Annotated in this window: 12 protein-coding genes; 10 read left to right on the forward strand and 2 right to left on the reverse strand. The window is 64.0% G+C overall.

Going from position 1 to position 14,572, the window contains the following annotated elements; all coding sequences use genetic code 11:
• Nucleotides 1–76: 76 nt before the first annotated feature.
• From coaD to ftsY, 7 genes are all read left to right on the forward strand, one after another.
• Complete coding sequence (gene coaD / locus ABH924_RS13690; protein ID WP_404499567.1) at nucleotides 77–562, forward strand: pantetheine-phosphate adenylyltransferase; 486 nt, start codon at nucleotides 77–79, stop codon at nucleotides 560–562.
• Between the two features lie 146 nt (nucleotides 563–708).
• Nucleotides 709–1,236, forward strand: coding sequence for a DUF177 domain-containing protein (locus ABH924_RS13695; protein WP_059387665.1), 528 nt, complete (start codon nucleotides 709–711; stop codon nucleotides 1,234–1,236).
• Nucleotides 1,237–1,268: 32 nt separating this feature from the next.
• Nucleotides 1,269–1,472, forward strand: coding sequence for a 50S ribosomal protein L32 (gene rpmF / locus ABH924_RS13700; RefSeq protein ID WP_028264646.1), 204 nt, complete (start codon nucleotides 1,269–1,271; stop codon nucleotides 1,470–1,472).
• Between the two features lie 22 nt (nucleotides 1,473–1,494).
• Nucleotides 1,495–2,226, forward strand: a complete 732-nt coding sequence (gene rnc / locus ABH924_RS13705; protein ID WP_404499569.1) for a ribonuclease III — start codon at nucleotides 1,495–1,497, stop codon at nucleotides 2,224–2,226.
• A gap of 6 nt (nucleotides 2,227–2,232) precedes the next feature.
• Nucleotides 2,233–3,198, forward strand: coding sequence for a bifunctional DNA-formamidopyrimidine glycosylase/DNA-(apurinic or apyrimidinic site) lyase (gene mutM, locus ABH924_RS13710; RefSeq protein ID WP_404499571.1), 966 nt, complete (start codon nucleotides 2,233–2,235; stop codon nucleotides 3,196–3,198).
• A gap of 97 nt (nucleotides 3,199–3,295) precedes the next feature.
• Nucleotides 3,296–6,889: a chromosome segregation protein SMC gene (smc, locus tag ABH924_RS13715; RefSeq protein WP_404499573.1), complete on the forward strand. Its 3,594-nt coding sequence runs from the start codon at nucleotides 3,296–3,298 to the stop codon at nucleotides 6,887–6,889.
• 20 nt (nucleotides 6,890–6,909) lie between these two features.
• Nucleotides 6,910–8,133 carry a signal recognition particle-docking protein FtsY gene (gene ftsY / locus ABH924_RS13720; RefSeq protein ID WP_404499575.1) on the forward strand — a complete coding sequence of 408 codons (1,224 nt, stop codon included), beginning with the start codon at nucleotides 6,910–6,912 and terminating at the stop codon, nucleotides 8,131–8,133.
• Nucleotides 8,134–8,200: 67 nt separating this feature from the next.
• Here the strand turns inward: ftsY and ABH924_RS13725 are convergent, their stop codons facing one another.
• Nucleotides 8,201–9,445 carry an MFS transporter gene (locus tag ABH924_RS13725; RefSeq protein ID WP_404499577.1) on the reverse strand — a complete coding sequence of 415 codons (1,245 nt, stop codon included), beginning with the start codon at nucleotides 9,443–9,445 and terminating at the stop codon, nucleotides 8,201–8,203.
• Between the two features lie 225 nt (nucleotides 9,446–9,670).
• On the opposite strand from ABH924_RS13725, the gene ABH924_RS13730 reads away from it, so the two are divergent.
• Nucleotides 9,671–11,005 carry an ammonium transporter gene (locus ABH924_RS13730; RefSeq protein ID WP_234752028.1) on the forward strand — a complete coding sequence of 445 codons (1,335 nt, stop codon included), beginning with the start codon at nucleotides 9,671–9,673 and terminating at the stop codon, nucleotides 11,003–11,005.
• On the forward strand, nucleotides 11,002–11,340 hold the full coding sequence (locus ABH924_RS13735; RefSeq protein WP_234752030.1) for a P-II family nitrogen regulator: 339 nt from the start codon (nucleotides 11,002–11,004) through the stop codon (nucleotides 11,338–11,340). Before ABH924_RS13730 ends, ABH924_RS13735 begins: the two co-directional genes overlap by 4 nt.
• Before the next feature lie 86 nt (nucleotides 11,341–11,426).
• On the opposite strand, the gene ABH924_RS13740 is transcribed toward ABH924_RS13735, so the two are convergent.
• Nucleotides 11,427–12,827 carry a glucose-6-phosphate dehydrogenase gene (locus ABH924_RS13740; RefSeq protein WP_234752035.1) on the reverse strand — a complete coding sequence of 467 codons (1,401 nt, stop codon included), beginning with the start codon at nucleotides 12,825–12,827 and terminating at the stop codon, nucleotides 11,427–11,429.
• A 151-nt stretch (nucleotides 12,828–12,978) separates the two neighbouring features.
• Between ABH924_RS13740 and ffh the strand changes: the two genes are divergently transcribed.
• Nucleotides 12,979–14,547 carry a signal recognition particle protein gene (ffh, locus tag ABH924_RS13745; RefSeq protein WP_404499580.1) on the forward strand — a complete coding sequence of 523 codons (1,569 nt, stop codon included), beginning with the start codon at nucleotides 12,979–12,981 and terminating at the stop codon, nucleotides 14,545–14,547.
• Nucleotides 14,548–14,572: the final 25 nt, after the last annotated feature.

Consider the following 14,572-nt stretch of genomic DNA (forward strand, 5'->3'; position numbering starts at 1 on the left):
CCGGCTCGTCCGGCCCGCCGTTTCAGCCATGGTATCGCCATAGTGCCCGCGGCCCCGGATGCGGTAGGTTCGAACCATGAGACGCGCAGTGTGCCCTGGCTCCTTCGACCCCATCCACAACGGACATCTGGAAGTCATCGCAAGGGCCGCCGGCTTGTTCGATGAAGTCGTCGTCGCGGTGTCCACCAATTACGCGAAGAAGTACCGCTTCAGCCTGGAAGAACGCATGGAAATGGCCCGGCAGACCCTTGCTTCCTTGCGGGGCATCATTGTGGAGCCCATGGGCGAGGGACTGCTGGCCGAATACTGCAGGCACCGGGGAATTTCGGCCATCGTGAAGGGCCTGCGCTCATCCTCGGATTTTGACTACGAACTTCCCATGGCCACCATGAACCGCCAATTGTCCGGTGTCGAGACTGTCTTTCTTCCGGCGGAGGCCCACTACCTGCATTTGTCCTCCACGCTCATCAAGGAAATCTCCCTCCTGGGCGGAGATGTCTCCGATTTCGTGCCTAAATCGGTGCTCAAGAGGCTCCTCGCTGGCGGGTCGGCAGCGGAGTAGCCCCGCAACGGGTAAGCTGGATCGGTACCTCGGGCAGAACGCGTTGTAATTGGCCCGGTTTGAGTCCGCTCGCGCGTTCAGGCTAAGATGGTACGTCGGTCATATGTTCTACAGGAGTTCTCATTAAGCGAGATGCAAGTTCGCCTTTGACGCTGGACGTCAAGGACCTCGGACGTAGTCCAGGAAGCATGCGGACGCTCACGGAACATGTACCCGCGCCAAGTGACCTTGGCGTGGCACTCATTGGCGTTCAGGAAGGCTCGGATATCGAGCTCGACCTGAGGCTTGAGGCCGTACACGAAGGAATTCTGGTATCTGGAACCGTATTCGCTGAAGTCAAGGGCGAATGCGGACGATGCCTGGATCCCCTTGCGTATGACCTTGAGGTCAATGTGCAAGAACTTTTCTTCTATGAGGGCGTCGAGCTTTCGGACGAAGAAGACGATGAAGAGCAACGTCGAGTCGAGCACGATCTAATCGATCTTGAACCGGTGTTGCGGGACGCGGTTGTAACCATGCTGCCGTTCCAGCCGGTGTGCCGGGAAGACTGCCAGGGCCTTTGCTCAATCTGCGGAGTGCGTCTGGAAGACGAGCCGGGGCACCACCACGAGGATCTGGATCCTCGCTGGGCTGCCCTAGCTGAACTGGCTAAGACCGACCGGCAAACTGATTAGTAAGTGTTGACTAAAAGAGAAATGAGATAGCCGTGGCTGTTCCCAAGCGGAAAATGTCTCGCGCAAATACACGCGCCCGCCGTGCCCAGTGGAAGGCAACTGCCCCCAACTTGGTCAAGACCATCGAAAACGGACAGGTTGTTTACAGCCTGCCGCACCAGGCAAAGGTCGTAACCGACTCTGCCGGGACTGCGCTGTTCCTTGAATACAAGGGCCGCAAGGTCGCAGACGTCTAAATCCGCCACAAGGCTGACAAGGATGTCTTCAACTGAAGAGCTTCTGAAGCGTCTCGGTGTCTCCATTGACGCCGAGACGCTTCGTCTTGCTCTGACACATCGTTCATACGCGTATGAAAATGGCGGGATTCCCACCAATGAGCGCCTCGAATTCCTGGGCGACTCCATCCTGGGCTTCTCCGTGACCGATTCGCTCTACCGCGACAACCCGGCACTGCCGGAAGGCGAACTCGCGAAGCGACGCTCCGCCGTCGTCAGCACCCGCGCACTGGCGGGTATCGGCCGGGATCTCGGCATCGGCGAGTTCATCTACCTCGGGCAGGGCGAAAGGCTCACCGACGGTAAGAACAAGTCTTCGATTCTTGCGGACACCATGGAAGCGCTTATTGGCGCCACCTATCTTTCCAATGACATTGAGACCGCGCGGCAACTCGTCATGCGGCTCGTTGGTCCCTTGCTGAAGGACGCCGCAGCCCTTGGGGCCGGCACCGACTGGAAGACCAGCATGCAGGAGCTTGCCGCGAGCCGGCAGCTCGGGTCCATCTACTATGCCGTCGAAGGCTCAGGACCGGACCACGCGCGCAGCTTTGAGGCAGTGCTCCAGATCGGCGGCACCGCCTACGGCAAAGGCACGGGTCACTCCAAAAAGGAAGCCGAGCAGGAAGCCGCCGCGGATGCGTGGCGCATCCTTAACAGCAAGGTCACGCTGAACAGCAAGGCCGACTCTCCGGCTGATCCTGCGCACAGCGCCTGATTCCACATGCCGGAACTGCCCGAAGTCGAAGTGGTCCGCCGCGGCCTGGCACGTTGGGTGCGTGGCCGGACCATTACCTCCGTGGAGGTCCTGGACGCCCGTTCCATCCGCCGCCACGCGTTGGGCACGGAAGACTTTATCGGCAACCTTGAGCACTCCACCGTTTTGGATGTCGTCCGCCGGGGTAAGTTCCTGTGGATGCCCTTGCGGACCGAGGAAACCCGCAGCACTGGCGGTACCGCCGAGGCGATGCCCGGCGTCGCGCTGATGGCGCACCTTGGCATGAGCGGACAGCTCCTCATGCAGGACCCCGGGGTTCCCGATGAGAAGCACCTCAAAGTCCGTCTCCGCCTCAGCAGTTCCGACGGCATGCCCGAGGAGTTGCGGTTTGTGGACCAACGGATCTTCGGCGGACTGTTTGTCACGTCCCTTGTACCGACGTCCGACGGCGGTCCCGGCGGCCAGGGCGAGACGCCCCTTCCGGAAATTGCCGAAGAAGCCTCGCATATCGCCCGCGATCCGCTGGATCCGCACTTTTCTTTTGACGAGTTCTACCGCAAGGTCAAAGCCCGGAAGACAGGGCTCAAGCGTGCCCTGTTGGATCAGGGCGTCATCTCCGGGATAGGCAACATCTACGCCGATGAAGCCCTCTGGCGGGCCAAACTCCACTATGCCAAGCCGACAGACACCCTCAAGCGGGCCGATGCCGTGAGGCTCGTCGACGCCGCGAAGGAAGTCATGAGCGACGCCCTCGCGGCCGGTGGGACGAGCTTCGATTCGCTTTACGTCAATGTCAACGGAGCTTCGGGATACTTCGCCCGGTCCTTGGATGCCTATGGCCGGGCGGGCGAGCCGTGCAGGCGTTGTTCCGCTGTTGGACTTCCGAGTGTGATCAAACGCGAGCAATTCATGAACCGCTCCTCGTACACTTGCCCCATCTGCCAGCCGAAGCCGCGCAACGGCCGCTGGTAGCACGGATTCGCGGGTATGCCCCGCAAATCCGGGGATTTCCGCCGTCGGGCAGTAGATTGAGAACGGGAAATCAGCCACTCAGGAGATCCGAAACACCTTGCATCTGAAAAGTTTGACTGTCCGGGGATTCAAGTCGTTCGCGTCGGCCACGACGTTCGACTTCGAGCCGGGCGTCACCGCCGTTGTCGGCCCCAACGGTTCGGGCAAGTCCAATGTGGTTGACGCGTTGGCCTGGGTCATGGGCGAACAAGGTGCCAAGACCCTGCGCGGCGGCAAAATGGAAGACGTCATCTTCGCCGGCACATCGGGGCGGCCCCCTCTGGGCCGCGCGCACGTTGCCCTGACGATCGACAACGCCGACGGCGCCCTGCCGATCGAATACAGCGAAGTCACCATTTCCCGCACGCTGTTTCGGACCGGCGGATCCGAGTATGCCATCAACGGCTCGCCATGCCGCCTCCTCGACATTCAGGAATTGCTCTCGGATTCGGGCCTGGGCCGGGAAATGCACGTGATTGTGGGGCAGGGACAGCTGGACCGTGTCCTGCAGGCCACCCCCGAGGACCGCAGGGGATTCATTGAAGAAGCCGCAGGCATCCTCAAGCACCGGCGTCGCAAGGAAAAGACTGTCCGCAAGCTGGAAGCCATGCAGGCGAACCTGCAACGCCTTGGTGACCTCACGGCGGAAATCCGTCGTCAACTCACACCGCTGGGTAAACAGGCCGAAGTCGCCCGCCGCGCCCAGACGGTGCAGTTCGACGTTCGTGACGCCAAGTCCAGGCTGTTGGCCGATGATCTCCTCCAGCTCACCCGGGCGTTGGAAAAGGACGTCGCCGATGAAGCCGCGTTGAAAGAGCGCCGCGAGGTGGTCGAAGCGGAGCTCGGCGCAGGCCGCCAACGCCAGATCCGTCTTGAGCAACTCGCGGCCGAGGCCACACCCAGGCTCAACGCCGCCAGGGACAATTGGTACCAGCTGTCAGCAACCAGGGACCGGCTTCGCGCCCTGGGATCCCTCGCGACCGAGCGTCGCCGCCTCCTTGGTGCCTCCGATGCTGCCCCGGATTCAGGCCGCGACCCGGACCACCTGGACCGGCAGGCCGCCCGGGTCCGGCAGGAACAGTCGGAGCTGGAGCACGACATCCTGGCCAAGCAAGCCGTGCTCCTCGAGTCCACGGCAGCCAAACAGGAAGCCGAGAACCTGGCCGCGGCCGAGGACAAACGCCTGACGGCCGTGTTGCGGGCAGCCGCCGATCGCCGTGAAGGCCTCGCGAAACTCGTAGGTCAATTGGCTGCCGCACGCTCCCGGGCCGAGGCAGCCGAGGCTGAGCGGGGCAGGCTCAGGGACTCGCTGGCAGCCGGTGACGAACGCCGCCGACACGCGCAAAGTGAGTTTACGGCCCTCGAGTCACAAGTGGCCGGCGTCGAAGACGGCGAGGAAAGCCTCGACGCCGAATACGAGGACGCCAGCGCCCTTCTTGACGAGATCAACGCCGAGATCGACGCGTTGAAAGCTGCCGAACGCGATGAAGTCCGCGAACGCGATGCGCTCACCGCCCGCCGCGATGCTTTGCAGCTTGGACTCAACCGCAAGGATGGCTCGTCGCGGCTTCTGTCCTCGGACCACCCCGGAGTCCTGGGTTCGCTTGCTTCCCTCCTGACGGTGGAGCCCGGGTATGAGACGGCCGTGGCCGCGGCACTTGGCAGTGCTTCCGACGCCGTCGTGGTGGCGGACAGTGCCGGGGCCGTTGCCGCGATGCAGCTGTTGAAGGACGCCGACGCCGGACGCGCCTCACTTTTGGTGGCGGGCGCGGTACCCGCAGCGGGTCCGGAGCTTGGCCTGCAGGAGTTGCCGACGCTGCCTGACGGTGCGCGCTGGGCTGCCGAGTTGGTGGCGACTGACGCCCGCGAAGCGGGTGGCGCAAGGACACTCCTGGCGTCCACCGCCGTCGTCGACGACTTGCACGCGGCGGCAAGCCTCATTGCCGGCAACCCGACGCTCACTGCGGTGACCCGCGAAGGCGACGTCTTCAGGGCCCTGACGGTGGACGGCGGATCGGCCACGGCACCGTCGCTCCTTGAAGTCCAAGCCGCAGTGGACGACGCCGACACCCGGCTCCTGGAGCTCACCACTCGTCTCGAGCGGGGAAAGTTCGCCCTGGCTGGAGCCGAAGCACGCCGGGCCGATGCCCAGGAACGGGCGAACGCGGCGCTGGACGAACTCCACGACTCGGATGCCCGCCTGGCTGCCGTCGCGGAACGGCTTGGCCACCTGAATTCCCAGTTGCGCAGCGCCGTCGCGGAACGCGATCGAATGGCGGAGTCCCTGGCCAAGGCCGAACTGAACATCGCCGTGGCAGAGGAATCCCTTGAGCTTGCCGCGGAACGGCTGGCCGCGGCAGAAGAAGCCCCCCAGGAGGAAGAGCCTTCCACGGAGCACCGCGATGCCTTGGCCAGGGCTGCCAGCGAAGCCCGGTCCCGTGAGATGGAGGTCAGGCTGGGCTTGCGGAGTGCCGAGGAACAGCTCGCCGCAACCGCTAACCGGGCCGCATCCCTGGAACGGGCCGCCGCGAGCGAACGGCGGGCACGCGAGGAAGCTGCGCGCCGGGCCATGCGGCGCAAAGCCCAAGCCGGGCGGGCCTCCGCCGTCGCTTCCGCCGTCGAACAGGCTGTGCGTTTCGTTGACGTGTCAGTGGACCTGGCCGCCCGCGCCCGCGACCTCGCCGAGGCCGTCCGGGAGCAGCGCGAAAAGGAACTCGGCGATATCCGGAGCAGTAACGAGACATTGGCCCAGGAGCTGGCGGGACTGACGGATTCCGTCCACCGCGACGAACTCGCGCGAGCCCAGCAAAGGCTCAGGATCGAAGCGTTGGAGACCCGCGCCATCGAGGAGCTCGGCCTGTCCGCGGAACAACTCGTGGCTGACTTCGGTCCGGAGCAGCCCGTTCCCGTGCCTGCCGCTACCGTGGACAAGTGGGCCGAACTTCGTGCACCGGTGGACGAGGACGGAAACACCATTCTCGAGGGTGTTCCCTTTGTCCGGGCCGAGCAGGAGAAACGGCTCCGCAAGGCCGAACGGGACCTCGCCGCCCTTGGCAAAGTGAACCCCTTGGCGCTGGAGGAATTTGCCGCACTTGAAGAACGCCACCAATTCCTGAGCACGCAGCTGGAAGACCTCAAATCCAGTCGCAAAGACCTTTTGGACATTATCAAGGAAGTGGACAACCGCGTCCAGCAGGTCTTTGCCGAGGCCTTCGCCGATACCTCCAAGCAGTTCGACCACGTCTTTGCGCGGCTCTTCCCCGGTGGGGAAGGCAAATTGGTGCTGACGGACCCCGATGACATGCTGACCACCGGCATTGAGGTGGAGGCAAGGCCTGCCGGCAAGAAGATCAAGCGGTTGTCCTTGCTTTCCGGTGGCGAACGGTCGCTGACGGCTGTCGCGTTGCTCGTGGCGATTTTCAAGGCGCGGCCTTCGCCGTTCTACGTCATGGATGAAGTGGAAGCCGCGTTGGACGATACGAACCTGGGCAGGCTCATCACGATTTTCGAAGAGCTGCGCGAGTCCAGCCAGCTGATTGTCATTACGCACCAGAAGCGGACCATGGAAGTCGCGGACGCCCTCTACGGAGTGACAATGCGGGGCGACGGCGTGTCCACCGTCATCAGCCAGAGGCTCGGTGCCGAGGTCTAGCTTTGTGAGAAGCTAGGGGAGTGAACGATCTCCTCCCCATTATTTTGTCCATTGTCGCTGCCATCGTGGTGGTCGGAGGGCTGATTCCTGTCCTGCTCAAGGCGCGGAAGTCTTCCTCGACTTATGCTGGAACGCGCGACGCCAACGACCCCGCTGACAAGGCGCCGGCAGGCGGCGGAACGATCGTCGACGACGCCCCCGGGACCGCGCCGGATCGCACGGCGCCCGGACCCGTCGTCGAACCCGCCGAGCTTGCTGTACCGGAGACCGACGTTCCGGACGACGCCGCGGGACTGGAACTTATCCAGGTGGAGACCCCCGCGCCTGTCGAGGGCCGCCTTAACCGGCTTCGGGCGCGACTGGTCAAATCCAACAGCATTCTCGGCAAGGGACTCCTGGCCCTGCTTTCGAGCGACAAGATCGACGAAAACGTCTGGGACGAAGTCGAAGAAACGCTGCTCCTTGCCGACCTCGGCACCGAGCCCACTATGCAGCTGGTCGATGCTTTGCGTGCACGGGTAAAAGTGCAAGGCACCCGCAGTCTAGAGGACGTCAAGGCACTCCTGCGCGAGGAACTCATCAAGCTCGTGGACCCCACGATGGACCGCAGCCTGAACGTGGAACGCAAGGGAGCCCACCCGGCCATCATGATCGTCGTCGGGGTCAACGGGGTCGGCAAGACCACCACCGTCGGCAAGCTGGCGCGCGTTCTCGTCGCCGAAGACAAGGACGTCCTGCTGGGCGCAGCCGACACCTTCCGGGCAGCGGCTGCGGAGCAGCTCGCCACGTGGGGCCAGCGTGTCGGCGTCGCAACCGTCAGGTCGCACGTCGACGGCGCGGACCCGGCTTCTGTCGCCTATGAAGCCGTCAAGGCCGGCATTGAGCAGGAAGTGGATGTCGTCATGATCGACACCGCCGGCCGCCTGCAGAACAAGGTCGGCCTCATGGACGAGCTCAGCAAGGTCAAGCGCGTCATCGAGAAACTGGCCGAAGTGGACGAAGTCCTGCTGGTACTGGACGCGACCACCGGCCAGAACGGCCTGAACCAGGCCAAGGTCTTCTCCGAAGTAGTCAACATCACGGGAATCGTGCTCACTAAGCTCGACGGCACCGCGAAGGGCGGGATCGTCGTCGCGATCCAAAAGGCCCTCGGCGTGCCGGTCAAGCTCGTTGGCCTCGGCGAAGGCCCGGACGACCTCGCGCCGTTCGAGGCCGAAGCGTTCGTCGACGCCCTGCTGAATTAGCCGCATCTTGCCCAACTGACTCGCAGTTAATGTCGTTTTCAGCCCTGAAAGCGACATTAACTGCGACTCAGTTGGGGGAGTCGACGCTTTCCGCGCCGCGCTGCATTGGCTCGCGTGCCGCGGACCAGCCGACGGCGGCGAGCACGAGGATGCCGCCGGTTGCGCCGAATGCCCAGCCGTAGCCAAGTCCATCGGCCAGGAGGCCGACCAGGACTGGGCCCACGATGGCTCCGGCGTCGGAGGCCATCTGGAAAACCGCCAGCACCTTGCCGCCGGAGCGGCCACGACCGATGATGTCCCCGACGGCAGCCTGCTGGGCCGGGTTCAGCAAGCCGGAGCCGAAGCCGGCCGCGGCAGACGCCGCGAAAAACGCGGGAAGATTGCCCGTCAAGCCGATGGTGGCGGTGGCCAGGCCGGTGACGACCAAGCCCAGCAGCATCATGGGCTTGCGGCCGAAACGGTCAGCCATGCGGCCGGAGAAGGTCAGCGCCAGCGCGTTTCCGCCTGCAAATACGGCCAGCGCCCAACCCGCCGAGGCCGGTCCTCCGGCCAGGACAACCACCGCAAACAATGGCACAGTGGCCATGCGCACGCCGAAGGTCGCCCAGCCATTGCTGAAACTGGAGAAGAGGGCGGCCCTGTAGGCAGAATCGCCCAGGGCCTCCTTCATGCGCATTGCCGCGCCCGCCGCGCCACCTTGCTTCGCTGCCTTTGAACTTCCCGTGAGCTGCGTGCGTACAACCAAGGCCGCCAGGACCAGGGCTGCCGCGTAGGCGAGGAACGGGACGCGCAGGCCGAACCCGGCCAGCAGCCCGCCAACCACGGGCCCCAGGACGCTGCCGATCAGGAAGGCGGAGGCGTACGCGCCGGACACCCGTCCACGGCTTTCCGGAGGGGCGAGCCTGATTAACAGGCCCATCGCTGCAACGGTGAACATCACGGAACCGGCTCCGCCAAGGCCCCGGAAGACCAGCAGCTGCCAATAGTTCTGGGCGAACGCGCAGGCCGCCGTCGACGCCGCCACAATCAGCAACCCTGCGATGTACACGGGACGCTCGCCGAAGCGGCCCATCAGGGCACCCCCGGCCGGTGCGAACACCAGGCGCATGAAGGCGAAAATACTCACGATCACCGCGGCTGCCGTTGCTCCGACGTCGAAAGTCGTGGCGAACTGCGGGAGCACGGGCGCCACGAGGCCAAAACCCAGTGCAATCAGGAACGCCGCCGCCAACATCACCTTGATGTCCCGCGGCATTGCGGCCTTCGCGGCCCTCGCCCCTTGATTGGCGGGGGATTCGGGGCTTGCGGTCATGGTGTCGGGGTCCTCTGGGTAGTGGGAACGCGGGGAAAGTGGAACTGACGAAACATATCCGTAACAAGGGCGATATGCACCATTTACGTTCGAGAAGTTCTTGTAACAGCCCCGCAATCTAAAACCTTCGCAGGTGAAACACTGCCCCGCAAAACTCTTACATAGAACGCAAATGCGTTGGGACAGGCGGCTCAGCCCGCATCTAAAAGCAGAGAGGACGTAGACATGGACTTCACCGCCGGTCTCGTTTGGCTCCTGGTCGCATCAGCATTCGTGCTGTTCATGACCCCGGGCCTGGCATTCTTCTATGGCGGCATGACCCGTGCCAAGGCCGCCTTGAACATGATGATGATGAGCTTCATCGCCATCGGCACAGTGACCATCGTCTGGGTCTTGTGGGGCGCATCGATGTCCACGAGCAACACGGACAACTTCTTCGAGCTCTTCGCGAACCCGTTCAGCCACTTCGGCTTGCACAACTTCACGGATCCGGCAGACCTCCTCCACGTCGGATACGCCGCAACCTTCGCGATCATCACTGTCGCGCTCATCTCCGGTGCCATCGCGGACCGCGCCAAGTTCTCGGCATGGACGTTGTTCACCCCGATCTGGGCCACCCTCGTCTACGCGCCCTTGGCCTACATGGTCTGGGGTGGGGGCCTCTTCTCGGCAACCGGCTGGTTCGGCCAAACCTTCGCTCCCGTCATCGACTTCGCCGGTGGCACCGTGGTGCACATCAACGCCGGTGTAGCCGGCCTCATTCTCGTCCTGATCATCGGCAACCGCAAAGGCTTCGGCAAGGACCCGAACCACCGCCCGCACAACGTGCCCCTGGTCATGCTCGGCGCAGCCATCCTCTGGTTCGGCTGGTTCGGCTTCAACGCGGGTGCTGCGGCCAACGTGCAGCAGGCTGGCCTGATCTGGATCAACACTCTCGTCGCGCCGGCAGCCGCCATGCTCGGCTGGCTTATCGTTGAGCGCATCCGCGACGGCCACCCCACCTCGCTTGGTGCGGCATCGGGCGTCGTCGCCGGCCTGGTTGCCATCACGCCGGCTTGTGCGAACGTTTCCCCGCTCGGCGCCATCGCCCTCGGTGTTGCTGCCGGCGTTGCCTCGGCCCTCGCGGTTGGCCTCAAGTTCAAGCTTGGCTACGACGATTCGCTCGATGTCGTCGGCGTCCACCTCGTGTCCGGCATCATCGGCACCGTGGCCATCGGCTTCCTCGCCACTCCGACCCAGGGTCCCGCAGGCCTGTTCTACGGCGGCGGTACGACCCAGCTGGTCGCACAGTCCCTGGCGGCGCTCTGCTCGATCGTCTTCACCGGCGTCATGACATTCATCATCGCCTACCCGATCCACAAGCTCATGGGCTTCCGCATCTCCGAACGCCAGGAGATCGCCGGTGCAGACCTCAGCCTGCACGCCGAAACGGCATACGAGTTCGGCGTCGGCGGCCACGGCGGAAGCTTCCAGCCCCTTCACGACCTCATCACCGGCAAGGTATCGTCCGAAGTAGCTGAAGAAGCATCCGTATCAGGCAAGGAGAGTGTCCAGGCATGAAACTCATCACGGCGATCGTCCGCCCGGAGAAGCTCGACGCCATCCGCGAGGGGCTCGAAGCATACGGGGTACAGGGACTGACGGTCAGCGCGGCCAGCGGCTACGGCCGGCAGCGCGGTTACACCGAGGTGTACCGCGGGGCCGAGTACAACGTGGATCTGCTTCCCAAGATCCGCGTGGAGGTCCTGGCCACGGATGAGCAGGCAGACGACATCCTCGATGTCCTGATTGCTTCCTCCAACACCGGCCGTGCCGGTGACGGCAAAGTCTGGACCGTAGAGGTCTACGAAGCCGTTCGTGTGCGCACGGGCGAGCGAGGCGCAGCAGCCATCTAAGGCACCAACGCAAAGGAGGGGCCGGGAACCTGGAAGGTACCCGGCCCCTCTTGCGTGTGAGCTTCCGAAGGAGTGCGGCCGGCTGGCTAGCCCCCGACGGCGGTGGGCCAGTCCGCGGGACCGGGGCCGCCGGCGTCGTACTTTTCGAGCGGCACGGAATCCTTGGCCCAGGCCTTGATCACGGGCTCGATGATCCGCCAGCAGTCGACTGCGGTGTCGCCGCGGACTGAGAGCAGGGGATCGCCGGTAATGATGCCCTCCAATACTTCTCCGTAAGGCAGCAGATCGGAAGCATTCAATTCCGCGTTCAGCGTCACGCGATTGAGCGTGAAGATGTTTCCGGGACCGTTGACGTCGACGTCGAGCTGCAGAGTGTCAGGACCGAACCCGATGCGCAGCTGGTTGGGGGAGTCCACGCCCTCGAATCCGGACGGCAGGTGTGGAACGGGCCGGAAGGTGACGATGGCCTCTTTCCGCGCGGCACCGAGCGCCTTTCCCGAGCGCAGGATGAAGGGGACGCCTTTCCAGCGCCACGTGTCGATTCCCACTTCGACTTCTGCGAGTGTCTCCGTTTCCCGGGCCGGGTCCACGCCCGCTTCCGCGACATAGTCCGGCACGTCCCGGTCGCCGATCCGGCCGGCCGTGTACCGCGCACGTCGGGTGGACTTCTTGTAGGGTGCGGTGATGCTGCTCGCACGCAGCACCGTGGAAATCGCGTCGCGGAGATCGCGCTCGCCGATGCTGGAGGGGGCATCGATGGCCAGCAGCGCCATGATGTGGAGCAAATGGCTCTGGATCATGTCCTTGAGGGCGCCGGCTCCGTCGTAGTAGCGCGCACGCCCCTCGAGTGCGAGGTCTTCGTCGAAGATGATCTCCACCTTCTCGATGTGATCCCGGTTCCACACCGGCTCCAGGAAGCTGTTGGCGAAGCGCAGGCCCAGGATGTTGAACACGGTGGCCTTGCCAAGGAAGTGGTCCACGCGGTGGATGTGGTCTTCCGGGACCAAAGCGGCGAGGGTCTTGTTGAGTTCCCGGGCGGATTCGGAACCGGATCCGAAGGGTTTCTCCATCACCAGGCTTGTTCCGGGGGGAAGCTGCTGGGCGGTGAGGACCTCGCAGGCCTTCTGGCTGATGTGCGGGGGCAAAGCGAAATAGACGGCGATTGGTGCTTCGAGCCCGGCCAGGAGCGTCGCGAGCTGGCCATCCGCCGTGACGTCCAATTGATGGTATTCGGTACTTTTCTCCAGGGCCGCGATTGCTTTCCTGCCCGCGGCACCTGCACCGTTGGCGGCATCCTCGAAGGCACCACCCACACGTTTGGTCCACTGCTGCGGCGTCCACGGGTCGGAGCCGGCTCCGACAAGCTTCAGGCCGTCTGCGAGGCCATTCGCCACGAGCCTGGCAAGGCCCGGCAACAGCAATCGGCCCGTCAGATCTCCGGAGGCGCCTAGGATGAGCAACGTATTTACTCTTGTTTTGCTGGTCACTGTGCCAGCATGCCATCTTGCAGGCGCGTCTTGGTACCCTAGATAGTCGAGTCCCTCAGTTGAGTCAGATTTGTTTGGGGCAGGAATCGTCAAGATATTGGTGCGTCGGAACGGCCGCCATTCGTAGACCATTGAAAGAAGTGCACGGCGCGTGTTCAATTCACTCTCTGACCGGTTGACAGCAACCTTCAAGAATCTCCGTGGCAAGGGCCGCCTCACCGAGGCCGACGTCGATGCCACCGTCCGGGAGATCCGGCGCGCCCTTTTGGACGCCGACGTTGCCGTTCCCGTGGTCCGCGAGTTCACCGGCCGCGTCCGCGAACGTGCCCTGGGCGCCGAGGTTTCCGCAGCCCTGAACCCGAGCCAGCAGATCGTGAAGATCGTCAACGAGGAGCTCCAGGAGATCCTCGGCGGCGAGACCCGTCGTATCCGCTTGGCGAAGACCGGCCCCACCATCATCATGCTCGCCGGCTTGCAGGGTGCGGGTAAGACCACCCTTGCGGGCAAGCTTGCCAAGTGGCTCAAGGCCCAAGGCCACAGCCCCGTGCTGGTTGCCGCCGACCTCCAGCGTCCCAACGCCGTGACGCAGCTCCAGATTGTCGGCGAACGCGCCGGTGTTCCCGTGTTCGCGCCGCACCCGGGCACCACCTCGGATCTGGATGTTCCCACCGGCGACCCGGTCGCCGTCGCACGCTCCGGCGTCGACGAAGCCCGCCAGAAGCTGCACGACGTCGTGATCGTGGACACCGCGGGACGCCTCGGCGTCGACGCCGAAATGATGGACCAGGCGCGACGCATCCGCCAGGCGATCATCCCGAACGAAGTGCTGTTCGTGATCGACTCCATGATCGGCCAGGACGCCGTCAACACGGCTGTTGCCTTCGATGAAGGCGTCAACTTCACGGGTGTCGTGCTGTCAAAGCTCGACGGCGACGCCCGCGGTGGTGCCGCCCTCTCGGTCGCGTCTGTGACTGGAAAACCGGTCATGTTCGCGTCCACCGGCGAAGGCCTCGACGACTTCGAACTGTTCCACCCGGACCGCATGGCTTCCCGCATCCTCGATATGGGTGACGTTCTCACCCTGATCGAGCAGGCCGAGAAGAACTGGGACAAGGATGAAGCGGCCCGGATGGCGAAGAAGTTCGCCGACCAGGAAGACTTCACCCTGGACGACTTCCTCGCCCAGATGCAGCAGATCCGCAACATGGGCTCCATGAAGAAGATGCTCATGATGATGCCGGGTGCGCAGAACATCCGCCAGCAGCTGGAGCAGTTCGACGAGCGCGAAATCGATCGCGTGGAGGCGATTGTCCGCTCCATGACCCCGCACGAGCGTTTGGCTCCGAAGATCATCAACGGTTCCCGTCGCGCCCGCATCGCCCGTGGTTCCGGTGTCCACGTCTCCGAGGTCAACGGCCTCCTGGAGCGTTTCGCGCAAGCCCAGAAGATGATGAAGAAGCTGGCCCAGGGCGGCGGCATGCCCGGGATGCCTGGCATGCCCGGCCTCGGCGGCGGTTCCCGCAAGGCGGGCAAAAACGCGCCCAAGAAGAAGCCCCGTTCCGGAAACCCCGCCAAGGCGGCCCAGGAACTGCGCGACGCCGAGAACAAGCGGGCGAAAGCCGTTCCCACCGGCGCGGCATTCGGCCAGGCCGGCGGCGACTTCGATCCCTCGCAGCTGAACCTGCCCAAGGGCTTCGACAAGTTCCTCGGCGGCAAGTAGCCGTCCCACCCAACTGGCAAGCAGT

Source organism: Arthrobacter sp. GAS37, assembly GCF_044908325.1.
Classification (GTDB): Bacteria; Actinomycetota; Actinomycetes; order Actinomycetales; family Micrococcaceae; genus Arthrobacter; species Arthrobacter ramosus.